The following is a 21,499-nucleotide window of genomic DNA, read 5'->3' on the forward strand; positions in this document are numbered from 1 at the left end:
CGTCTACCAAGTAGCGAATGAGGCGATACGGGGGGAATATCCCATTGACTAGGGGGAAACGTGACCGTGACGCAGCCTGATGTGAGTGTGATCATCGGGGCGTACGAAGCGATGCCGTATCTGATCGAGTGCCTCTCGTCCGTCGAGGCACAGACCATCGATCCGACGCGCGTCGAGGTCATCGCGGTGGACGACGGTTCGACGGACGGAACGGGGGAGTACCTGGAGGAGTTCGCCGAGCGCGCTCCCATGCGCGTGCTGGTGATCCGTCAGGAGAACTCCGGCGGACCCAGCGGCCCGCGCAACGTCGGCCTGGGCAAGGCCGGCGGGCGCTACGTCTTCTTCCTCGACGCCGACGACCGGCTGGGTCCCGAGGCCCTGGAGCGCATGGTCGACATGGCCGACCGGGCGGGCACCGACGTGGTGCTCGGCAAGGTCGAGGGCGTCAACCGCTCGGCGCCGAAGTCCATGTGGGGCAGGACGGTGGAGCGGACGGACGTCTTCTCCTCCAACATCAAGTTCACGCTCAGCGCGCAGAAGCTGTTCCGCCGCGAACTGCTGGACCGGCACGGCATGCGCTTCGACGAGTCGCTGTTCACCGGCGAGGACGCGCTGTTCACCATGGAGGCGTATCTCCGGGCGGACGGCGTCTCCGTGGTCGCCGACCACACCTGCTACTACCTGGTCGGCCGCGATGACGGCAAGCACGTGACGAAGAGCGGCAGTTACACGCTGCGCTTCGACTCCGCGCGGGCCCTGATGGAGCTCATCGCCGAGCTCGTTCCCGCGGGCGGCCGGCGCGACCAGCTGATGATCCGGCCCTTCCTCGTGACGCTGCTGCCGCAGTTCGGACCCAAGTACCTGACGGACAGCGAGGAGATACGCCGGCACAAGTTCGAGCTGGCCAAGCCGCTGATGGACGCCCACTGGACCGAGGGCGTCGCCCACCGGCTCAAGGTGCACGAGCGGCTGCGGCTGCACCTGGTCGCCGAGCAGCGCCCGGAACTGCTCCTGGACGTGGTGAAGTTCGTCAAGGCCAAGAAGCAGGCGGCGGCCCTCCTGGAGAGGAAGGGCCGCCGGGTGTACCTGGCCTACCCGCACTTCCGGGACCGCGCCGCGGGCGTCCCCGACTCCGCCTACCTCGCCGAGCCCCGGGAGGCCCGGGCCTTCCCCGGCTACCGCGAGGGCGGCGTCGACACGTTCGTACGCCGGGCGGTGCGCAAGGCGCGGCGGGTCATCACCTCACGGGAGGTGCGGCACGCGGCCTGACCGCGCCTGCCGCCGCTCAGCGCGGCGCGGTCGGAACCTCCGCCGCCGTGCGCTGGCCGGGCACCGCGGCCAGCCGCTCCGCCACCCGGGCCCGGTGGTCCCGGGCCTCCCCGCACAGCGCCCGGACGGCGTCGTTGAAGCGTTCCTGAGACGACGGCTCCGCCGGACCCAGCAGGCGCAGCTTCAACTCCGCGCGCGCCTCGGCCAGTTCGTCGTCCTCCGGGTGCCGGACCGTCTCCAGCAGGCCCGGCACCCCGGCGGCGTCGGGCGTCAGCACCGTCGCCGCCACCACCGTCGGGAACGCCGCACGGAAGGCGTCCTCGGACAGACCGCTGGTGTTGGCCACCGCGTACGGCTTCTCGCTCGCCAGGAAGTCGCTGATCACGCTCGACACATCACTGATCAGCAGGTCGGCCACGTTGAAGCAGGAGTACAGCGTGGGCCGGGCGTCCGTGATGATCTGGTGCTCGCCCTCCGGCAGCGAGGCCCAGTACGCCTCCTCCCACGCGGCCGTCGCGCGCGCCACCGCCGCCGCCCGGCCCGGCTCCGGCGCCGACTGCACCAGCATCCGCTCCACGGTGTCGGCCCCGGCCCGGAAGACCGACGTCGTGAGCCGGTCCAGCTCGGCGGCGCACCGGGCGAGTTCCGCGGTGTCCGAGGGGCCCGTCGCCGCCCGCTCCCGGTTGGCCGCCCGGATCAGCTCCCGGATCCGCAGATCGGCCGCGCCCGCGCGCGGGTCCACCGAGCCCGTCAGCGGATGCGGCTTGTACAGCAGCCGCACGCCCGGGTCCGCGAGCAGCGCCCGCACCAGGTTCTCGCCGGCCGCGATCACCGACGTGTTGCCGGGGTTGCCGTCCCAGCCCTCCCAGGTCGGCGCGTACAGCACGGTCGTCCCGGCCCCGGCCGGCGGCCCGGCGTAGGGCAGCACGCCGTCCAGCTGCGGGCGGCCCGTCTCCACCACGTCCTTGTCCTCGACCCCGACCTCGGCCAGGGCGTACCGCTCGCGCGCGGCGGGACCGGCCACCCACACCTCGTCGTACGCCTTCGCGTAGGGGTTGCAGGAGGAGAGCTTGTCGCTCTCGCCGTGGTTGACGAAGGTGTGCTTGATGGTGGGGATGCGCAGCACCTGGGAGGTCTTGCCGGAGTTCGACGGGTGGATGAGGACCTGGAGCGTGGAGTGCTCCAGGCGCATCAGCGTCGACACCTTCGGCAGGCACACGATCGGGATGTCCGTGGCGGCGATCTTCTGCACCATGAACCGCTCGCGCAGCACGATGACCGGCCGGCCCTCGAGACCGGCGAGCGGCTCCAGCCACATGTTCGCCTGGTAGGCCGAGGAGGCACCGCCGGAGAAGTACAGCCCGACGGTCGGCCGGTAGGCGGCCAGCCACGCGTCGAACCAGTCGAGCACCTCCTGCTCGCCGACCGGACGACGGCCCGGCAGCAGGCGCAGGAGCAGCACGCCGAGGCCCGTCAGCCCGAGGGCGAGGGACAGGGCGATGCCCGAGGCCGCGTACAGCGGCCGGTCGCCCGGCGCGCTGGCCAGCAGCCCGGCCGTGGCCGGCAGGCCGAACACCAGCAGCCGGTGTCCGGGGCGGCGCAGCAGCACGGACGGGGCCGGCGACAGCCGCAGCGCCGAGGCGTCGATGTTCCGGGTGACCACCGGCAGGGTGCGGGTGCGGCGCACCAGCACGGAGACCGCCTGGATCGCGCAGTGCAGCACGTAGAAGACGAGCAGCCCGGCCACCAGCGGGGCATACACGGTCTCCCGGTCCTGCTCGCCCAGCCGCAGCAGGGCCACGACCAGCAGCAGGTCACGCAGGACGTGCCGCACGGTGATGTCCGCGTGTGACTTGGCGAACAGTGACAGCACCCCGCGCTGCCAGCGGTACAGGACGCCCTCGGTGGCCAGGGAGAGGACCGTCGCGGCGATCAGCAGCGGAACGTCGGGCCGCAGCGCCGCGACCGCCTGTGCGGCGAACGCGGCGGCCAGGACGACGGTGACCAGCCCCTTGAGAAGGGCCTGTGGGCGGGGGAGAGGTACGGGCACTGCGGTCACTCCAGGAGCGTCGGGTCGGCGCAGGTCGGCCGTCCGGGTTAACGCGCGGCGGCCTCCTGACGACACGCGCGTGTCGTCAGGGTGTGGGGAGCGGTCACCGCCGCGTGTCGTCGGACCGTAGCGGAAGGCGGCATTCCTGTCTTGGGTGGGGCCGTGAGAAGAAGACCGGATTCCCGGCGCCCTGCGGGACCGGCCGGGCGCGACCGCCTTCCCGTGACGCGGGCTGCACCGTCCGTAACGTGGACCGGAGCCACACCCTGCCCGGCCGTCCCGTAGATTTCCTGGTGAGGGAGCGAATCGACGCGAGGGGACGGACGGCGACGTGGCAGGGGCAAGGCAGGCCGTGGGCGAGGCCCGCAGGATCGTCGTCAAGGTCGGGTCCTCCTCGCTGACCACCGCCTCGGGCGGCCTGGACGCGGACCGCGTGGACGCGCTGGTCGACGTCCTCGCCAAGGTGCGCAGCGGCGGCGAGCGCGAGATCGTCCTGGTCTCCTCGGGCGCCATCGCCGCCGGCCTCGCCCCGCTGGGGCTGCGCCGCCGCCCCAAGGACCTCGCCCGGCAGCAGGCCGCCGCCAGCGTCGGCCAGGGCCTGCTGGTCGCCCGCTACACCGCCTCGTTCGCCCGCTACGGCGTCCGCGTCGGGCAGGTCCTGCTGACCTCCGACGACATGAGCCGCCGCTCGCACCACCGCAACGCCTCGCGCACCCTGGACAAGCTGCTCGCGATGGGCGCCTTCCCGGTCGTCAACGAGAACGACACCGTCGCCACCGACGAGATCCGTTTCGGCGACAACGACCGCCTCGCCGCCCTCGTCGCCCACCTCGTCCACGCCGACCTGCTGGTGCTGCTGTCCGACGTGGACGGCGTCTACGACGGTGACCCCGCCAGGCCCGGCACCTCCCGCATCGGCGAGGTGCGCCACCCCTCCGACCTCGCTCACGTCGAGATCGGCAGCATCGGCAAGGCCGGCGTCGGCACCGGCGGCATGGTCACCAAGGTCGAGGCCGCCCGGATCGCGGCAGCCGCCGGTGTCCCCGTCGTCCTGACCAGCGCCATTCATGCGGCCGACGCCCTGACCGGCCAGGACACCGGTACCTATTTCCACCCCACCGGCAAGCGCTCCGCCGACCGGCTGCTGTGGCTCCAGCACGCCTCCACGCCGCAGGGCGCACTCACCCTGGACGACGGCGCCGTCCAGGCCGTCGTGGACCGCCGCAAGTCGCTGCTGCCGGCAGGCATCGCCGCCGTCGAGGGCGAGTTCAGCGCCGGCGACCCGGTCGAGCTGCGGGACGGCACGGGGCAGGCGGTGGCCCGCGGGCTCGTCAACTTCGACGCCAAGGAGATCCCCCGGCTCATCGGCCGCTCGACCCGGGAACTGGCCCGCGAACTCGGACCCGCGTACGAACGCGAAGTCGTACACAGGGACGACCTGGTGGTTCTGCACCCGTAATGGGTCGAAACGTCCGCCCCCGGTGGTGGACGTTCCGCAAAACCGCCACGCGATCCCTTGCGGCCTGCTCAACTTTGTCTCGGGGAACTGTTCCGCAGCAGCGCCACGTGCAGAAGGAGGCCGTCGTGCGACGAGTGCGCCCTGGGACTCAGGCGTCCCGCGGTGGTGCCGGCTCCCGCGCGGCCGGTGAGGAGCGCGCCCTGACGAGCGTGGCGGCCGGGGACCGGTTCCGGGGCGAGGAACCCGGCGACACCCCGCGCCTGTGGCACGTCACCCTCAGCGTCTCCGGCAAGGAGGCCCCGCTCCCGGAGGTCCGGCGCGCCCTGGAGCAGCTCGCCCACGACCATCCCTTCTTCCTGACCAGCCGGTACGCGGTCGACCACGCGGAGATCCGCTACTGGGAGGAGGCCCGCGACCTGCACGACGCGGCCGCCGTCGCCCTGCGCCTGTGGGGCGAGCACCGGCAGACCGCCGGGCTGCCGCCCTGGGAGATCGTCGGCCTGGAGGTCATCGACCGCGCGACCTACCACCAGCGCATCGCGGAGGGGTACGGACCGCCGCCGGCGTCCCCGGTCGGCGTCCATCCGTTTTGACCCGTTCCACGAAGTGTCTCGCGCTTCGGAACGAACGATGAACCGAGCCGCCCGGCGCACTACCCTTCCCTCATGACCACGCTCTCTCCGTACGACTCCATGTCACCGGTCACCGAGGCCGCCTACCGCGCCAAGGCCGCCGCAGCGACCCTCGCGCCGCTGCCCCGGGCCGAGAAGGACGACGCGCTGCTCGCCATCGCGGACGCTCTGGAGGTCCGTGCGAGTGAGGTGGTCGAGGCCAACGCCAAGGACGTCGCCAAGGCCCGCGAGGCCGGCATCAGCGAGGGCATGATCGACCGGCTCACGCTCACCCCCGAGCGGATCCGCGCCATCGCCTCCGACGTGCGCGACGTCGCCGCGCTGCCCGACCCGGTCGGCGAGGTCGTCCGCGGCTCCACGCTGCCCAACGGCATCGACCTGCGCCAGGTCCGCGTCCCGCTCGGCGTCGTCGGCATCATCTACGAGGGCCGCCCGAACGTCACCGTCGACGCCGCCGCCCTCTGCCTGAAGTCCGGCAACGCCGTCCTGCTGCGCGGCTCCTCCTCGGCGTACCAGTCGAACACCGCCCTCGTGCGCGTCCTGCGCGACGCCGTCGGCGGCGCCGGGCTGCCCGCCGACGCCGTCCAGCTCGTTCCCGGCGAGAGCCGCGACAGCGTGCGCGAGCTGATGCGCGCCCGCGGCCTGGTCGACGTGCTCATCCCGCGCGGCGGCGCCTCCCTGATCAACACGGTCGTCCAGGAGTCCGTCGTCCCGGTCATCGAGACCGGCACCGGCAACTGCCACGTCTACGTCGACGCCCAGGCCGACCTCGACATGGCCGTCGAGATCCTGATCAACTCCAAGGCCCACCGGGTCGGCGTCTGCAACGCCGCCGAGACCCTCCTGGTCCATCAGGACATCGCGGCCCAGTTCCTGCCGCGCGCCCTGGACGCCCTCGCGGAGGCCGGGGTCACCGTGCACGCCGACGAGCGCGTGCAGGCGTACGGCAAGGATTCCAAGGCCACCGTGGTCGAAGCGACGGCCGAGGACTGGGAGACCGAGTACCTGTCCTACGACATCGCCGCCGCGGTCGTGGACTCCCTGGACAAGGCCGTCGAGCACATCCGGCTGTGGACCTCCGGCCACACCGAGGCCATCGTGACGACCTCCCAGCAGGCCGCCCGCCGCTTCACCCAGCTGGTCGACTCGACCACGGTCGCCGTGAACGCCTCGACCCGCTTCACCGACGGCGGCCAGTTCGGCTTCGGCGCGGAGATCGGCATCTCGACGCAGAAGCTGCACGCCCGCGGCCCCATGGGCCTGCCGGAGCTGACCAGCACGAAGTACATCGTCACCGGGGACGGGCACATCCGGCGCTGACCCGTTCGGCGTAAGGCGGTATGCGGGCCGGCACATGGATGTGCCGGCCCGGCGTGCTGGGCGCGTCGGTGCGCGGCGGGGTTGAACCAGGCCGGCGTGCGCCCTCACGGACCCCGCGGGAGCCGTCTCGACCGGTGGATGAATTTCCATACCGTCTGCCCAAATTGACCCCCCAGGTCTACTCTGGATGCGTGCCGGAGGACGTGGGGGGCACGCCGTTTCCGGACGGCCGGGAGCCCGACGACGACCACGACCGCGGGGTGTCGGACGAAGAGTTCGCCTCCGTGGTCTTCGACGAGGCCTTCGTACGCGCGGCCGTGGTGCACGAGCCGACCGCAGTGGAGCGCCTCCTGGCAGCGGCCCAGGCGAGAGCCGAGGCCTCCGAGGCGGAGGCCCGCCGCGCCCACACCCGAGGCGAGCGGTTCGACGACGGATTCGGTTCGGACGGCCGTGGCGGCTTCGGCCGTGACCCCGACCTCGACGAGCTCGACGACCCCGACGTCATCGAGGACTCCTACGGCGGCACAGGACCGTACTCCAAACAGGTCCGCTGGCACCGCCCCGTCGCCTGGATGCTCGCCCTCGTGATGGGCATCGGCATGGTCGCGCTGGCCTTCACGGCGGTCTACCGCGGAGCGTCCTCCAACCGCGACGAGCCCGCGCCGCCGCCCGCCTCGACCGGGCTGGAACAGGGCGGCGGAGCCTCCCCCTCGGCTTCCGCCGACTACTCCCAGCCGGCCGTCTCGGTGATCCCCCGCAGCCCCTGACCGGAACCCGCCCATCCTGGTGAGAACCTGTCAGAACTTGTGGTGGAGCGGGGCGTTTACCCGGGCGTGCGGCGACCTACCCTGAAGATATGGGCGGGCCTGGAAACCCACCTGAGGGGACTCCCGAGGGCGCCCCCGGAGGTGGCGAGGACGAGTACCGATCCGTCGTCTTCGACGAGTCGTTCGTCCGTGCTGCGCGCCTCCAGGAGTTCTCCGCGCAGGAGCGCATCGACGACCACGCGCCCGCCGTGCGGCGCCGCCCGCCCCTGCGCCGGGGCCTGTCCCGGCAGGCTCTCGTCCTGGTCCTGCTGATCGCCGTCGCCTTCGGCACCGCGATCTACATGGGTGTACGGCACCCCTACCAGACCCCTGCCGCCCGGGAGCCCGTCGAGCCGCTGCGGATGACCGTCATCCCGCTCGCCCCCGAGGGCAAGGTGCCCGGCACGGCCGACCTGGACCACCTGTACGAGCACAGCCCCGCCGCGCAGTTCAGGACCGGCGCGGAGGGCGTGCCACTGCCCGCCTCGCGGCGCACCGCGCACTTCTCGGACAGCCAGGTCGTGAGTGCCCTGACCACCGCCAAGGACTACATCGTCCGGTCGGCCCTCGACCCGGAGGTGCTCACGGGCGGTGAGGTCCGTGCCGTCCGCGTGCTGCTCGACCCCGACCAGCTCGAGCAGTTCGACCAGAGCTTCGCCCGTCCCACCGCCGACGGACGCCACGCGCCCACCGGCTGGCTCGTGCGCTTCGACCCCTCGCGCGCCGAGCTCGCCGACCGCAGGGTCAGGGTCCAGGGCACGCTCCAGGCCGCCGAGGCCGACTCCTCCACCCTTGAGGTCACCGCCGACCACACCTTCGTGTACGCGCTGCGGCCGGCCGGAGGCGAGGACAAGGTGTCCCTGTTCACCCTCCGGCGCGAGCTGCACTTCCGCTTCGACCGGGACGACCTGCGGCTGCACCAGGCCCAGCTCGTCGTCTCCTACGTCCAGGCCGGCCCGCTCTCCTGCGCGGAGGACTCCACGAACCACCTGCGGCCCCTCCTCTCCGGCCAGACGGCCAAGGAGGGCGGCCCCGCGGGCACCGACCCCTACGCCACGGGCAGCGCGACGGCCCTGTGCGGCACCCTGGCGACGGGCGCGCAGCCGAAGCTCTGACGGGGTCCGGAGGGCCGGAGGGGGCTAGCTCCCGTCGCGCGGCGGCCGGTCTTCCCCGGAGGGGTCCGACGGGCCCGACTCCGGGCCCTGGGGCTTCGGGGACGGGCCGGTGAAGCCGCCGAAGCCGCGGCGGACCCGGTCGCCCAGGTCGCCGGCGCCGCCCGCGAGGTCCGTGACCAGCTTCATCAGCGGGTCCTTCGAGCTCTTCACATGGGTGCTGTAGTGGTTCGCCGACTCGCGCCAGGAGTCCCGGACCGAGGTGTCCTTGTCCTCGTCACGCCGCGGGTAGTGGCCGTCCATGATCCGCTGGTAGTCCCGCGACTCGGCCCACTTCTTCAGCTCGGCCGCCCGCACGGTGGTGAAGGGGTGGGAGCGGGGCAGCACGTTCAGGATCTTCAGTACGGAGTCGCGCAGGTCGCCCCCGGCCTCGTACTCCTCGGCCTGGGCGAGGAACGCGTCCACGTTCATCTCGTGCAGGTGGTTGCCGCCCGCGATCTTCATCAGCCCCCGCATGGAGGCCTGAAGATCCTGCCCGACCAGCAGTCCCGCGCGGTCCGCGCTCAGCTCCGACTTGCGGAACCACTCCCGCAGCCCGGTCACGATCGCCATGATCGCGAGGTTGCCCAGGGGGATCCAGGCGACCCGGACGGCGAGGCTGGTCAGGAACAGCAGGATGGTCCGGTAGACGGAGTGCCCGGACAGGGCGTGCCCCACCTCGTGTCCGACGACCGCCCGCATCTCCTCCTCGTCGAGCAGCTCGACGAGGCCGGTGGTGACGACGATGATCGGCTCGTCCAGGCCGATGCACATCGCGTTGGGCTGCGGGTCCTGGTTCACGTACATCGGCGGGACCTTCTCCAGGTCCAGGATGTAGCAGGCGTCCCGCAGCATCACGTTCAGATGGGCGAACTGCTGGTCCGACACCCGTACGGAGTCGGACAGGAACAGCAGCCGCAGACTGCGCTCGGGCAGCAGGCCGCTGAGCGCCTTGAACACCGTGTCGAACCCGCTCAGCTTGCGCAGCGCCACCAGGGCGGAGCGGTCGGCGGGGTGTTCGTACGTACGCGAGGAGATCCCGGGGAAGCGCCTGCGCTGCCTGCTCGGCACGTGCTCGTGCCCGTTGTGCTCGTGGCCGTCGGACATGTCTTCCCCCATGCGTCTGTTGTGGCCTTTGCGGCCCCTTGTGCGGCCTTTTGCTTCCCCGAGGCGAAGCCCAGCCTAGGCGGAGTTACGGTGGTCGGGCAGTACAGCGAAGGAGACCACCGCCATGGAGCACCACCCCGTATCCGCCTGGCTCGCCGAGGCCGCGAGCGCCGCCGAGCGGCAAGGGGGGCCGGGGATGCTGCGGTACGTACTGCTCGTGATGGTCGTGGGCTGTGTGCTGACCGCGTGGTTCCTGCTGCGTGGCTACGGACGGAAGGACGACTGAGGCCGCACGAAGGTTCCCCGCCGGGTCCCGGGACCGGCCCCGGCGGCGGCACGTGTGACCGCCCGCGGGACGAACAGGCGGAGTCGGGGTGATCGCGCGGCGGGCGCCCGCTTACGATGAGCGGACGTCTTTATCCCGCCCACACGCGATAGGTCCTGCCGAAGATGAGCTTCCACAGCACCGCTGCCCAGTTGGTCACCCTCGCCGCCGAGGGCGGAGAGCACGGCGGAAACCACGAGAGCCTCAACCCCTACCTCACCGGCGGCGGCGCGCTCTTCATCCTGCTGCTCCTGCTGTGGATCACCACCCGCTTCAACCGCGACCGCTGAGACCCGCGGGGCATCCCGCCGAGGATGCCCGGGGACCACGGGGGCGGCCGGAGCCCTCAGGCAGGGCCGGTAGGGTCTGCACGCATGGGAGAGCAGGACATGCCTACCGGTCCGGCGAACGAGACGCCGCACGACCCGGCACAGGACACGGCGAGCGGTACCGAGCGACACTCGGAGCCCCGCCGTGCCTCCGCGGCGGCCGGCGGGACCGACGGTCCCCGCACGAGGCCGTCCCAGCCGGGCAAGCGCCGCCTCGGCGTCATGGGCGGCACCTTCGACCCGATCCACCACGGGCACCTGGTGGCGGCCAGTGAGGTCGCCGCGGCGTTCCACCTCGACGAAGTGGTCTTCGTCCCGACCGGCCAGCCCTGGCAGAAGAGCCACCGCAGCGTCTCGCCGGCCGAGGACCGCTACCTGATGACGGTCATCGCGACCGCCGAGAACCCGCAGTTCTCCGTGAGCCGCATCGACATCGACCGCGGCGGCCCCACCTACACCGTGGACACCCTGCGCGACCTCCGGGCGCTCAACCCGGACACGGACCTGTTCTTCATCACCGGCGCCGACGCGCTCGCCCAGATCCTCACCTGGCGGGACAGCGAGGAACTGTTCTCCCTGGCGCACTTCATCGGAGCCACCCGGCCCGGCCACCACCTGGACGACTCCGGGCTCCCCGAGGGCGGTGTCTCGCTGGTGGAGGTTCCCGCTCTGGCCATCTCCTCCACCGACTGCCGGGCGAGAGTCGCCAAGGGCGATCCCATCTGGTACCTGGTGCCGGACGGAGTCGTGCGCTATATCGACAAGCGCGAGCTGTACCGCGGCGAGTGAGCCGAGAGGGGCACCGGTGAACGACCGATACGACGCGGGGGCCGCGGGCCACGGCGCCGACCAGTACGAGCTCGTCGGCTACGACGAGTATGGCCGGCCTGTCTACCGGCAGGTCCCGCCCCAGCAGACCCAGCAGCAGACCTACGACCCGTACGCCCAGCAGACCCAGCAGTACGGCCAGGGCTACGGCTACGACCCGTACGCGCAGCAGGGCACGCAACCGCCCGCCTACGACTACGGCGCCTACGACCCGTACGCCACCGGCGCGCAGGGCGGTGGCCCCGCACCGGGCACCGCGCACGACCCCTACGGCCAGGCCACCGCAGCCACCGGCCGGCAGCCCCGCGCCGAACAGACCGCGCAGCAGACCGCCCACATCCCGCAGCAGGCCGGCCCGGCGCACGACGAGGACACCCCCGCCGAACCGCGGGAGTACCACACCGAGCAGTTCGCCTTCGTCGAGGAACCGGACGCCAACTCCGAAGACGTCATCGACTGGCTGAAGTTCACCGAGAACCGCACCGAGCGCCGCGAGGAGGCCCGGCGCCGGTCCCGCAGCCGGATCGTCGCCCTGGCGGTCGTGTTCGCGCTCGTCGCGGCCGGCGGCGTCGGCTATCTCTGGTACGCGGGCAAGCTGCCCGGCCTCTCCTCCGACGGCTCCGCGACCGGCACCGCGACGGCCGCGGGCGCCCAGAAGCGGGACGTGATCGTCGTCCACCTGCACGACATCAAGGGCGACGGCACCGCCACGGCCCTCCTGGTCGACAACACCACCACCCAGCGGGGCACCACCGTCCTGCTGCCCAACTCGCTCGCACTGACCAGCGACGACGGCACCACGACGACCCTGGCCAAGTCGGTCGAGGACGACGGCTCCGACGGCACCCGCGACGCGCTCGACACGGTCCTCGGCACCGACATCGAGGGCACCTGGCGCCTGGACACCCCCTACCTGCAGAACCTCGTCGACCTCGTCGGCAACATCGACGTCGACACCGACACCGACGTCCCCGACCCCGCCGCCAAGAAGAAGGGCACCGCCCCCCTGGTCAACAAGGGCCGGAACCAGACCCTCAGCGGCAAGATGGCTGTCGCCTACGCCACCTACCGCGCCCCCGGCGAGGCCCAGGACGCCCAGCTGAAGCGCTTCGGGCAGGTCCTCCAGAGCGTCCTGCGCAAGCTGTCCTCCGACCCGCAGGCCGCGACGACCACGATCCAGACGCTCCAGCAGATCCTCGATCCGTCCCTCACCGACAAGGACCTCGGGACCTTCCTCGCCGGGCTCTCCGACCTCGCCAAGGGAGGCGACTACAAGACGGACCTGCTGCCCGTCCGCAGCGACGGCACCCTCAGCGCCCGGACCGGCGCGGGGATCGTCAAGAACGTCCTCGGCGGCACCGCCAAGAGCCCCGACAAGGACGCCGCCGTCAGCGTCTCCGTCCAGAACGCCACCGGCGTCAAGGACAACACCGAGAAGGCCCGCGTCGTGCTCCTCAACGGCGGCTTCACCTTCCTGGAGGGCGGCACCGGCGCCGCCCGGGCCACCTCCGAGGTCGTCTACGCCGACGCCGCCGCCAAGGCGAACGCCACCGAGGTCGCCAAGACCCTGGGCCTGCCCGCGGGCTCCGTGACCAAGGGGAAGGTCTCCGGGAGCGCCGACGTCTCCGTCGTCCTCGGCCAGGACTACAAGCCGTCGTCCGGCTAGAGGGCGTAAGGAGCGCCCCCACGTGATCCCCGTTATCGCGTAGGGGGCGCACGGCGGTCCGTGAGACCCTTGGTGGCAAGTGTCCGCCGACCGAAAGCCATGCAGTGACCGTGACCGACCGCTCTCACGAGCTGATCAACACCGCCGCCCAGGCGGCCGCCGACAAGCTGGCCCACGACATCGTCGCCTACGACGTCAGTGACGTGCTGTCCATCACGGACGCCTTCCTGCTGGCCTCCGCGCCCAACGACCGCCAGGTCAAGGCGATCGTCGACGAGATCGAGGAGCGCCTCTCGAAGGACCTCGGCGCGAAGCCGGTGCGCCGCGAGGGCGACCGCGAGGCCCGCTGGGTGCTCCTGGACTACGTCGACATCGTCGTCCACGTGCAGCACAGCGAGGAGCGCGTCTTCTACGCCCTGGAGCGGCTGTGGAAGGACTGCCCCGAGCTCGACCTGCCCGAGGAGGCCAAGGCCACCCGCGGCAAGGCCGAGGAGCACGCCAAGCTGCGCGCGGCCGAGGAGGCGGCGGAGCTGGACGGTGACTGGCGGTGACCTCCTTCAGTGAGGCGTCCGCCGGAAAGGGCCGGGGCCGCCGCATCATCCTGTGGCGGCACGGCCAGACCTCGTGGAACGTGGAGCGCCGCTTCCAGGGCAGCACGGACGTGGAGCTGACCGAGACCGGTCTCGCCCAGGCCCGCCGCGCCGCCCGGCTGCTCACCTCCCTGAAGCCGGACGCGATGGTCGCCTCCGACCTCCGGCGCGCCGCGGCCACGGCCGCCGAGCTCGCCACGCTCACCGGCCTCCACGTCACCCACGACGAGGCGCTGCGCGAGACCTACGCGGGCGTCTGGCAGGGCCTGACGCACGAGGAGATCATCGCCCGGTACGGCGACGAGTACGCCGCGTGGAAGCGCGGCGAGCCCGTACGCCGCGGTGGTGGCGAACTGGAGACCGAGGTCGCCGACCGCGCAGCCCCCGTGGTGCTCCGGCACGCCGAGAAGCTCCCCGAGAACGGCACGCTCGTCGTGGTCAGCCACGGCGGCACGATCCGCACCACGATCGGCCGCCTGCTGGGACTCGATCCCCGCAACTGGGAGAGCCTCGGCGGACTCTCCAACTGCTGCTGGTCCGTGCTCGGCGAAGGTGCCCGCGGCTGGCGCCTGCTGGAGCACAACGCCGGCACCCTCCCGGAACCGGTACTCGGCGACGACGACTGACCCCGGATTTCACTTTCCGGCAGGTCGCAGGCTAAAGTTCTTCTTGTTCGCCCCGCCCGGCGGGGACGAGCAGAGGGGCTATAGCTCAGTTGGTAGAGCGCCTGCATGGCATGCAGGAGGTCAGGAGTTCAATTCTCCTTAGCTCCACGTCAAGATCCCGTTCCCGCTCAGGGGGCGGGATTTTTCGTGCTCCGGCTTGAGTCACTCAGCATGGCTGAGGCGTATACCTCTACGGCCCCGCCGGGTGCCGTGTCCGGACTGGTACTGAGGCGTCGCTGACCGTATTGGTCCGGCCGTGGCAGAATCAAACGGCCGGAAGGGGGCGCGGCCCGACGGGAGGAGTAGCGATGCCTGCGAGCATCCGCGAGGAGGTCGACCACCTCCTCGAAGCAGCGTTCACACGGGACATGTCCACCCGCCTCAGCTGCCCTTCCTGCGGTTCCGCGCACGTGGCCCAGATGCTCGGCGACAACGGCGGGGTTTCCTACGTGTGCACGGCCTGCGGCCACAGCTGGAGCTGATCGATGGGTGCACACAGGCGGAAGTGCGACTGGTGCGGCAGCGGGACTCCGATCGTCCGCGACATGGAACCGATCAATCCCGACTACCAGTACTGGTGCGAGGAATGCGCGCGGGCGCTGATCATAAAAGGCGACCCGATCGAGACGTACCGCGAGTTGGAGGGCGAGCCGATCTACGGACGGCTTCTGGAGGAGCACTGCACGCTCAAGCGGTTCTACTCGTTCGTCACGGCATAACGGGCATTTCGGGCGAAGCGAAACCGATTTGGTGTTGGGGCTGGTGGGCCAGTAATGTTGGCTTCGCCGCCGGGGAAACCCGGAGGAGCACTGGCAAGGGGCTATAGCTCAGTTGGTAGAGCGCCTGCATGGCATGCAGGAGGTCAGGAGTTCAATTCTCCTTAGCTCCACAGAAGTTGAGAAGGCGGGTCATCCGATCGGATGACCCGCCTTCTTGTCGTGGGTATGCGTACGGCGGGCCCCCGGGGAGGGAGCCCGCCGTACGTGTGCTCAGCGGCCGAGAGCGCGGCGGCCGCGGCCCTGGGAGAGGACCGGGAGGTTGCGGGACGGCGCGCCCGATGCGCCCGACTCCTCGATCCGCAGCGCCAGCGCCGGGCAGCGGCGCACCGCGCGTAGAGCCTTCGCCTCGGCGTAGCGCGGCACCTGCGCCTGCGCCACGGTCGGGAAGCCGTCGGCGCCCAGCTGGAACACCTCCGGGAGGATGTCCGCGCACAGCCCGTGGCCCCGGCACAGCGTCCAGTCGACGTAGATCTTCTGGCGGCTGGGGCCGTTCTCCTCGGACTCGCCGCCGCCCGGGATGCCCGTCGGGGCCCTGCCGCCCTCGAAGAGCGGCAGAACGCCCTCCACGGGCCGTCCGCAGCCGTTGCCGAGGACGTGGGCCGCCAGGTCGTCCGTGAACGCCTTGATGGTCGACTCCAGGAACATCGCGGAGCCGTCCGGGTGCGAGCACGCGCCGCGCCGCTTCACGTTCTTGGCGACCTGCTTGAGCGCCTCCAGGGCGGCCGGACCGCCGCCGTTGAGGATGTCCTCCAGGCCGCGCGCGGCGGCGGGCAGGCCGAGGTAGCAGGGCCCGCACTGGCCCGCGCTCTCCTCGGCCAGCCACTGCGCCACCCGCAGCGACTCGCCCAGCGGGCAGGTGTCCTGAGTGATCGGCAGAATCGCGCCGGCGCCGAGCGCGCCGCCCACGGCGTCCAGGGAGTTGCGGGAGACGATCGCCTCGTTGACCGTCGCCGCGTCGATCCACTTGCCGTGGTAGCCGCCGGTGAGCACGCCCTGCGGCACCGGCGGCGCGCCGGCGAGTTGCAGGACGTACCGCAGGGGCACGCCCGTCGGGACCTCGATCACCATGGGGCGGGCGACCGCGCCGGAGACCGTGAGCATGACGGTGCCCGGCTCGTCGTACAGGCCGGTGTTGCCGTAGCGCTCCGGGCCGATGCGGGCGGCGATCGCCAGCTGGGCGAAGGTCTCGGCGTTGGACAGCAGGGTGGGTGCGCCGCCGACGCCGTTCTGCGAGGCGCTGACCTTGCGGCCGGGCGGGATGGCCGGCCCGCCGTCGATCGAGCGGATCAGCGACGCGGCGGCGCCGGTGACCATGCGGACCGGATTGCGCTGGACCCGCGCGCGCAGCGCCGAGCGGCGGCCGTTGTTGAGGCCGCGTTCGGCGAGCGCGGCCTCCATGGAGCGCTGGGTCGACTCACGGGTGACCCCCACCACGAGCGTGCGGGCACCCAGGGCTTCGGCGCACAGCAGCGCGCCGTCCAGGATCAGATGAGGAGCGCGGTTGATCAGCACCGTGTCCTTGCGGCAGGCCGGCTCGTCCTCGCTGCCGTTCACGACGACGACCGGCCGGACGCCGCGCTTGATCGCCGCCTCGGCGACCGAGCGCAGCTTCTTGTGGAAGGGGAAGCCCGCGCCGCCGCGGCCCTTCAGGTTGATGCGTTCGGCGAGTTGAGCGAGCTGCTCGCCGCCCATCGGTTCGAGCGGCCCGTGCACCTTGAGGTGCATGGGCAGATCGAGCCGATCGACAAGGTCGAAGCCCGACGTGAGCTGAGGAAGGCCGACGACGCGGACTTCGGGTACGTCGGGCAGGGCCTCGTTCACTTAAAGCCTCCGGAAGGCGTGTTCCAAGGTTCGCCCGATCCCGGAGCGTCGAAGTCGTAGGACGCACCGGGCGTTGTTTCAGTGGCGGGACCGCTGTTGTACGTGTCGTTCGGGTAGTACGTGTCGTAGACGGCATTCGTCTCACCCGTGTCGTACACGTCACTCGATCCCGTGCCGGAGGCGCCTGGATTGCCGTAGGCCGGGATGCTTTGTCCCGTGTCCTGGAGGGGGTCGTAGGGCGGGATGTTGAAGCCCGTGTCCTGGAGCGGGTCGTAGGCCGACGGCGGGGCCTCGCCGACCGGCGGCGGGGACGGGATCGGCCAGTTGCCCGAGGTGCTGGAGGGGCCGTCCACGGTCGGGATGGTCTCGGTGGCCTGAAGGTCGAGCGGCAGCTGCATGCTGGTGGTCGGCCCGGGCGCGAAGGGTTGCTGGCCCTGGGGCGGGCCCGAGACGGCCCGGTAGGCGGCGGCGAAGCCGTTCGCCGGCTCCCTGGCCGCGGGGCGTTCGGCCCTCTCGTACAGCGGCCCCGACGGGGACGCCGCGGGGCGTGCGGGTGCCTCACGGCCGCCGTAGCCGGGCAGCGCGGAACCGCCGCCGGCCCGGGCCCGGCTCTCCTCCAGATCCCTGCGGCCCAGGCCCTCACCGGGCCCGATCAGCGAGGCGACCTTGTCGGCGACCCGGCGCTTGACCTGGCGCGGGGCCGCGCGCAGGGCGAGGGCGCCGGCCACTCCGGCCAGGGACAGGCAGTACAGGATGACGAAGATCGGTTTGGCCGAGCGACCCGCGTAGAGGCCGTGGACCAGGGCGGCGCACCAGGCCGGATAGGCCAGCATGTGCATGGCCCGCCAGCGGGCCGCGACGGGCGCGGGGGACGCGAAGCGGTTGCGCAGCACGCCGGTGACGCCCACGAAGATCATGAGCATGCCCGCCAGGGTGCCCAGCCCGATCAGGAACGACCTGCCCCCGACCAGCTCCTCGTCGGTGAACACCAGTCCGAAGGGGATCACCGCGGCGACCCATGAGGTGTGGGACAGCGCCAGCTTCACCCCGATGTGCACCAGCAGGAAGACGATCGAGGCGACGGCCGTGGTCCGGTGCACGGCCTGCGCCAGGATGCGGCGGCGCGCGTCCAGGAGGATCCGGTCCTGGGCGACCAGGCCCCAGATGACCGAGCACGTCAGGCACACGAGGGACAGCACGCCCGCACCGAAGTTGAGGAACTCGGCGAACGAGTCGTCTGCCGTGGAGTCGTGGGGGTTCACGACAGGCCTCCCCACGTCCCGGCGGCCGGGTGTAGGGAGGTGTTACTGCGATGAGGGTTCATGGGGGCAACTCCGAGCGGTTCGGGAAAGCAGCGGTCCCGCTGCCGAACTCTAAGCGGAGTGATACCGGTGGGTACGAGGTTTGAGTTATTGCGTTGTTATCAAAGGACGATCTGGCTGCTGTGATGTCCTTTAGCGGCTGTTACGCGAAGTAACTATTGACCTTGGTTCAGCTTGTTGGGGCACCGGGACGGCCCTCGGAAGCGCGTCGCGACGCGCTGGGGGCCTGCGGTACCCTAGCGCCATGCGTGCCGTACGCCTTCTGCTTAGCGGGCCGCGCTGATCAGTCCCGGCCACCGGACGAACCGAGTGGCCGGCATCGGCGCGGCGTCCCCTCCTGTGCGAGGGGATTTTTCGTTTCTCGAACCAGACAGCCGCAGGCAGAGACGATCGATGGAGCTTTGAGGATCATGAGCGAGACGAACCCCGCCGCCACCTCCGAGGTGGCGGCGCCGCACCGCTACACGGCCGCCATGGCTGCCGAGATCGAGGCACGCTGGCAGGACTTCTGGGACGCCGACGGCACCTACGCCGCACCCAACCCCAAGGGTGACCTGGCCGGCGCCCCGGAGGACGTCGCCCGCCCCAAGAAGTTCATCATGGACATGTTCCCGTATCCCTCCGGTGCGGGCCTGCACGTCGGCCACCCCCTGGGCTACATCGCCACGGACGTCTTCGCCCGCTTCCAGCGGATGACCGGCCACAACGTCCTGCACACCCTGGGCTTCGACGCCTTCGGCCTGCCCGCCGAGCAGTACGCGGTGCAGACCGGCACGCACCCGCGCGTGTCCACCGAAGCCAACATGGAGAACATGAAGTCCCAGCTGCGCCGGCTGGGCCTGGGCCACGACAAGCGCCGGTCGTTCGCCACGATCGACCCGGACTACTACAAGTGGACCCAGTGGATCTTCCTGCAGATCTTCAACTCCTGGTACGACCAGGACGCCCGCCGGGCCCGTCCGATCGCCGAACTGGTCGCGCAGTTCGAGTCCGGTGAGCGGCCCGTACCGGGGCACGCGCGCGCGTGGGGCGAGCTGAGCCCTGCCGAGAAGGCCGACGTCCTGGGCGAGTTCCGGCTGGCCTACGCCTCCGACGCGCCGGTCAACTGGTGCCCCGGGCTGGGCACCGTGCTGGCCAACGAGGAGGTCACCGCCGAGGGCCGCTCCGAGCGCGGCAACTACCCGGTCTTCAAGGCCAAGCTGCGTCAGTGGAACATGCGCATCACGGCCTACGCCGACCGGCTGCTGGAGGACCTGGAGGAGCTGGACTGGCCCGAGGCCATCAAGCTGCAGCAGCGCAACTGGATCGGCCGCAGCGAGGGTGCCCGCGTCGACTTCCCCATCGACGGCGAGCGCATCACCGTCTTCACCACGCGCCCCGACACCCTGTTCGGCGCCACCTACATGGTGCTGGCGCCCGAGCACCCGCTGGTGGAGAAGTTCACCCCGGCCGCCTGGCCCGAGGGCACACACGACGTCTGGACCGGCGGTCACGCGACCCCGGGCGAGGCCGTCGCCGCCTACCGCGCCCAGGCCGCCTCGAAGTCCGACGTGGAGCGCCAGGCCGAGGCCAAGGACAAGACCGGCGTCTTCATCGGCGCGTACGCCACCAACCCGGTCAACGGCGAGCAGGTCCCGGTCTTCATCGCCGACTACGTCCTGATGGGCTACGGCACCGGCGCGATCATGGCCGTCCCCGCCCACGACACGCGCGACTTCGCCTTCGCCCGTGCCTTCGATCTGCCCATCCGCTGCGTGGTCGAGCCGGCCGACGGCCGCGGCACCGACCCGTCCACGTGGGACGACGCCTTCGCCTCCTACGACGCGAAGATCGTGAACTCCTCCGGTACCGGCGTCTCCCTGGACGGCCTGGGTGTGGTCGAGGCCAAGGCGCGCATCACCGAGTGGCTGGAGGCCCGGGGCGTCGGCGAGGGCACCGTCAACTTCCGGCTGCGCGACTGGCTGTTCAGCCGCCAGCGCTACTGGGGCGAGCCCTTCCCGATCGTCTACGACGAGGACGGCATCGCCCACCCGCTGCCCGAGTCGATGCTGCCCCTGGAGCTGCCGGAGGTCGAGGACTACTCTCCGCGCACCTTCGACCCGGACGACGCCGACACCCAGCCCGAGACGCCGCTGTCCCGCAACGAGGACTGGGTGAACGTCACGCTGGACCTGGGTGACGGACGTGGCCCGCGCCCGTACCGGCGTGAGACCAACACCATGCCCAACTGGGCCGGTTCCTGCTGGTACGAGCTGCGCTACCTGGACCCGCACAACTCCGACCAGCTGGTCGACCCCGAGATCGAGCAGTACTGGATGGGCCCGCGCGAGGGCCGGCCGCACGGCGGTGTCGACCTGTACGTCGGCGGCGCCGAGCACGCCGTGCTGCACCTGCTGTACGCGCGCTTCTGGTCCAAGGTCCTGTACGACCTGGGTCACGTCTCCTCCGCCGAGCCGTTCCACAAGCTGTTCAACCAGGGCATGATCCAGGCCTACGTGTACCGCGACAGCCGCGGCATCGCGGTGCCGGCCGCCGAGGTGGAGGAGCGCGACGGCGCTTACTGGTACCAGGGCGAAAAGGTCTCCCGGCTGCTGGGCAAGATGGGCAAGTCCCTGAAGAACGCGGTCACTCCGGACGAGATCTGCGCCGAGTACGGAGCCGACACGCTGCGCCTGTACGAGATGGCCATGGGCCCGCTGGACGTCTCCCGGCCGTGGGACACGCGCGCGGTGGTCGGCCAGTTCCGGCTGCTGCAGCGGCTGTGGCGCAACATCGTCGACGAGGCGACCGGCGAGCTGACGGTGGTGGACGCCGAGCCCGACGAGGACACGCTGCGCGCCCTGCACAAGGCGATCGACGGCGTCGGCGGTGACCTGGAGGGCATGCGGTTCAACACCGCCATCGCCAAGGTCACCGAGCTGAACAACCACCTGACCAAGGTGGGCGGGGCGGTGTCCCGCCCGGTCGCCGAGGCCCTGGTGCTGATGGTCGCGCCGCTGGCCCCGCACATCGCCGAGGAGCTGTGGCGCCGGCTGGGACACGCCGACTCGGTGGTGCACCAGGACTTCCCGGTGGCCGACCCGGCGTACGTCGTCGACGAGACCGTGACCTGCGTCGTGCAGATCAAGGGCAAGGTCAAGGCGCGGCTGGAGGTCGCGCCGTCGATCTCCGACGAGGAGCTGGAGAAGGCCGCGCTGGCGGACGAGAAGGTCGTCGCCGCGCTGGGCGGTGCCGGGATCCGGAAGGTGATCGTGCGCGCGCCGAAGCTGGTGAACATCGTTCCGGCGTAGCCGCCGGAGTGTGCGGACCCCTCTCGGGGTGGTCCCCTACGGGCAGGTTCGGGGTTTTTCTGGAACTCCGGGCCTGCCTGTTGCGTTTAC

At 71.2% G+C, this 21,499-nt stretch carries 19 protein-coding genes and 2 tRNA genes; 17 read left to right on the forward strand and 4 right to left on the reverse strand.

Annotated features, from left to right (window positions below; genetic code table 11):
* The first annotated feature begins 60 nt into the window (after window positions 1–60).
* A complete protein-coding gene (locus tag GTY56_RS24070; protein ID WP_161367411.1) occupies window positions 61–1,269 on the forward strand; it encodes a glycosyltransferase in 1,209 nt (402 codons plus the stop codon).
* Between the two features lie 16 nt (window positions 1,270–1,285).
* Here the strand turns inward: GTY56_RS24070 and GTY56_RS24075 are convergent, their stop codons facing one another.
* Window positions 1,286–3,319, reverse strand: a complete 2,034-nt coding sequence (locus tag GTY56_RS24075; RefSeq protein ID WP_161367412.1) for a CDP-glycerol glycerophosphotransferase family protein — start codon at window positions 3,317–3,319, stop codon at window positions 1,286–1,288.
* 352 nt (window positions 3,320–3,671) lie between these two features.
* On the opposite strand from GTY56_RS24075, the gene proB reads away from it, so the two are divergent.
* The 5 genes from proB (at window position 3,672) to GTY56_RS24100 (ending at window position 8,651) form a co-directional block, all read left to right on the forward strand.
* Entirely contained in the window at window positions 3,672–4,778 is a 1,107-nt protein-coding gene (gene proB, locus GTY56_RS24080) for a glutamate 5-kinase (RefSeq protein WP_161367428.1), read from the forward strand.
* Between the two features lie 125 nt (window positions 4,779–4,903).
* Window positions 4,904–5,371 (forward strand): DUF8830 family protein, encoded by a 468-nt coding sequence (locus tag GTY56_RS24085; protein WP_524540135.1) that lies wholly within the window; start codon window positions 4,904–4,906, stop codon window positions 5,369–5,371.
* 72 nt (window positions 5,372–5,443) lie between these two features.
* Window positions 5,444–6,730, forward strand: a complete 1,287-nt coding sequence (locus GTY56_RS24090; protein ID WP_161367413.1) for a glutamate-5-semialdehyde dehydrogenase — start codon at window positions 5,444–5,446, stop codon at window positions 6,728–6,730.
* A 191-nt stretch (window positions 6,731–6,921) separates the two neighbouring features.
* Entirely contained in the window at window positions 6,922–7,497 is a 576-nt protein-coding gene (locus tag GTY56_RS24095; RefSeq protein ID WP_524540136.1) for an SCO2584 family spore wall biosynthesis protein, read from the forward strand.
* A gap of 89 nt (window positions 7,498–7,586) precedes the next feature.
* The gene (locus GTY56_RS24100; protein WP_161367415.1) at window positions 7,587–8,651 is read left to right on the forward strand and encodes an SCO2583 family membrane protein; all 1,065 of its coding nucleotides are present in this window, start codon (window positions 7,587–7,589) and stop codon (window positions 8,649–8,651) included.
* Window positions 8,652–8,675: 24 nt separating this feature from the next.
* Here GTY56_RS24100 and GTY56_RS24105 read toward each other — a convergent pair whose 3' ends face one another.
* The gene (locus GTY56_RS24105; RefSeq protein ID WP_524540137.1) at window positions 8,676–9,806 is read right to left on the reverse strand and encodes a M48 family metallopeptidase; all 1,131 of its coding nucleotides are present in this window, start codon (window positions 9,804–9,806) and stop codon (window positions 8,676–8,678) included.
* A gap of 112 nt (window positions 9,807–9,918) precedes the next feature.
* Between GTY56_RS24105 and GTY56_RS40035 the strand changes: the two genes are divergently transcribed.
* The 10 genes from GTY56_RS40035 to GTY56_RS24140 all read left to right on the forward strand — a co-directional run bounded on the left by GTY56_RS40035 (window position 9,919) and on the right by GTY56_RS24140 (window position 15,086).
* On the forward strand, window positions 9,919–10,080 hold the full coding sequence (locus tag GTY56_RS40035) for a hypothetical protein (RefSeq protein WP_202510650.1): 162 nt from the start codon (window positions 9,919–9,921) through the stop codon (window positions 10,078–10,080).
* Between the two features lie 164 nt (window positions 10,081–10,244).
* Entirely contained in the window at window positions 10,245–10,409 is a 165-nt protein-coding gene (locus tag GTY56_RS40040; RefSeq protein ID WP_202510651.1) for a hypothetical protein, read from the forward strand.
* 84 nt (window positions 10,410–10,493) lie between these two features.
* Window positions 10,494–11,237 carry a nicotinate-nucleotide adenylyltransferase gene (gene nadD, locus GTY56_RS24110; protein WP_161367416.1) on the forward strand — a complete coding sequence of 248 codons (744 nt, stop codon included), beginning with the start codon at window positions 10,494–10,496 and terminating at the stop codon, window positions 11,235–11,237.
* Window positions 11,238–11,253: 16 nt separating this feature from the next.
* Window positions 11,254–12,942, forward strand: a complete 1,689-nt coding sequence (locus GTY56_RS24115; protein WP_161367417.1) for a LytR C-terminal domain-containing protein — start codon at window positions 11,254–11,256, stop codon at window positions 12,940–12,942.
* A 104-nt stretch (window positions 12,943–13,046) separates the two neighbouring features.
* Window positions 13,047–13,493 carry a ribosome silencing factor gene (rsfS, locus tag GTY56_RS24120; RefSeq protein ID WP_033306367.1) on the forward strand — a complete coding sequence of 149 codons (447 nt, stop codon included), beginning with the start codon at window positions 13,047–13,049 and terminating at the stop codon, window positions 13,491–13,493.
* A complete protein-coding gene (locus tag GTY56_RS24125; protein WP_161367431.1) occupies window positions 13,484–14,158 on the forward strand; it encodes a histidine phosphatase family protein in 675 nt (224 codons plus the stop codon). Before rsfS ends, GTY56_RS24125 begins: the two co-directional genes overlap by 10 nt.
* 74 nt (window positions 14,159–14,232) lie before the next feature.
* A tRNA-Ala gene (locus GTY56_RS24130) sits at window positions 14,233–14,305 on the forward strand.
* A gap of 200 nt (window positions 14,306–14,505) precedes the next feature.
* Window positions 14,506–14,679, forward strand: a complete 174-nt coding sequence (locus tag GTY56_RS40045) for a hypothetical protein (RefSeq protein ID WP_107454917.1) — start codon at window positions 14,506–14,508, stop codon at window positions 14,677–14,679.
* Between the two features lie 3 nt (window positions 14,680–14,682).
* Complete coding sequence (locus tag GTY56_RS24135; protein ID WP_006136074.1) at window positions 14,683–14,916, forward strand: hypothetical protein; 234 nt, start codon at window positions 14,683–14,685, stop codon at window positions 14,914–14,916.
* A gap of 97 nt (window positions 14,917–15,013) precedes the next feature.
* Window positions 15,014–15,086 (forward strand) — tRNA-Ala (locus tag GTY56_RS24140).
* Between the two features lie 100 nt (window positions 15,087–15,186).
* On the opposite strand, the gene GTY56_RS24145 is transcribed toward GTY56_RS24140, so the two are convergent.
* Together GTY56_RS24145 and GTY56_RS24150 are read right to left on the reverse strand one after the other, a co-directional pair.
* Complete coding sequence (locus tag GTY56_RS24145; protein WP_161367418.1) at window positions 15,187–16,797, reverse strand: NADH-ubiquinone oxidoreductase-F iron-sulfur binding region domain-containing protein; 1,611 nt, start codon at window positions 16,795–16,797, stop codon at window positions 15,187–15,189.
* On the reverse strand, window positions 16,794–18,059 hold the full coding sequence (locus tag GTY56_RS24150; protein ID WP_161367419.1) for a ferric reductase-like transmembrane domain-containing protein: 1,266 nt from the start codon (window positions 18,057–18,059) through the stop codon (window positions 16,794–16,796). Before GTY56_RS24150 ends, GTY56_RS24145 begins: the two co-directional genes overlap by 4 nt.
* A gap of 470 nt (window positions 18,060–18,529) precedes the next feature.
* Here GTY56_RS24150 and leuS point away from each other — a divergent pair, with 470 nt between their 5' ends.
* Window positions 18,530–21,409 carry a leucine--tRNA ligase gene (gene leuS, locus GTY56_RS24155; protein WP_161367420.1) on the forward strand — a complete coding sequence of 960 codons (2,880 nt, stop codon included), beginning with the start codon at window positions 18,530–18,532 and terminating at the stop codon, window positions 21,407–21,409.
* Window positions 21,410–21,499: the final 90 nt, after the last annotated feature.

The sequence above is a fragment of the Streptomyces sp. SID5643 genome (assembly GCF_009872555.1).
In the GTDB taxonomy this organism is placed as follows: domain Bacteria; phylum Actinomycetota; class Actinomycetes; order Streptomycetales; family Streptomycetaceae; genus Streptomyces; species Streptomyces iakyrus.

Bases quoted from the DNA above. Each gene is read 5' to 3' on its own strand.
- nadD (WP_161367416.1), top strand. From the start codon at position 10,494: ATGGGAGAGCAGGACATGCCTACCGGTCCGGCGAACGAGACGCCGCAC.
- leuS (WP_161367420.1), top strand. From the start codon at position 18,530: ATGAGCGAGACGAACCCCGCCGCCACCTCCGAGGTGGCGGCGCCGCAC.
- GTY56_RS24135 (WP_006136074.1), top strand. From the start codon at position 14,683: ATGGGTGCACACAGGCGGAAGTGCGACTGGTGCGGCAGCGGGACTCCG.
- GTY56_RS40035 (WP_202510650.1), top strand. From the start codon at position 9,919: ATGGAGCACCACCCCGTATCCGCCTGGCTCGCCGAGGCCGCGAGCGCC.
- GTY56_RS24090 (WP_161367413.1), top strand. From the start codon at position 5,444: ATGACCACGCTCTCTCCGTACGACTCCATGTCACCGGTCACCGAGGCC.
- GTY56_RS40040 (WP_202510651.1), top strand. From the start codon at position 10,245: ATGAGCTTCCACAGCACCGCTGCCCAGTTGGTCACCCTCGCCGCCGAG.
- GTY56_RS24100 (WP_161367415.1), top strand. From the start codon at position 7,587: ATGGGCGGGCCTGGAAACCCACCTGAGGGGACTCCCGAGGGCGCCCCC.
- GTY56_RS40045 (WP_107454917.1), top strand. From the start codon at position 14,506: ATGCCTGCGAGCATCCGCGAGGAGGTCGACCACCTCCTCGAAGCAGCG.
- GTY56_RS24105 (WP_524540137.1), bottom strand. From the start codon at position 9,806: ATGGGGGAAGACATGTCCGACGGCCACGAGCACAACGGGCACGAGCAC.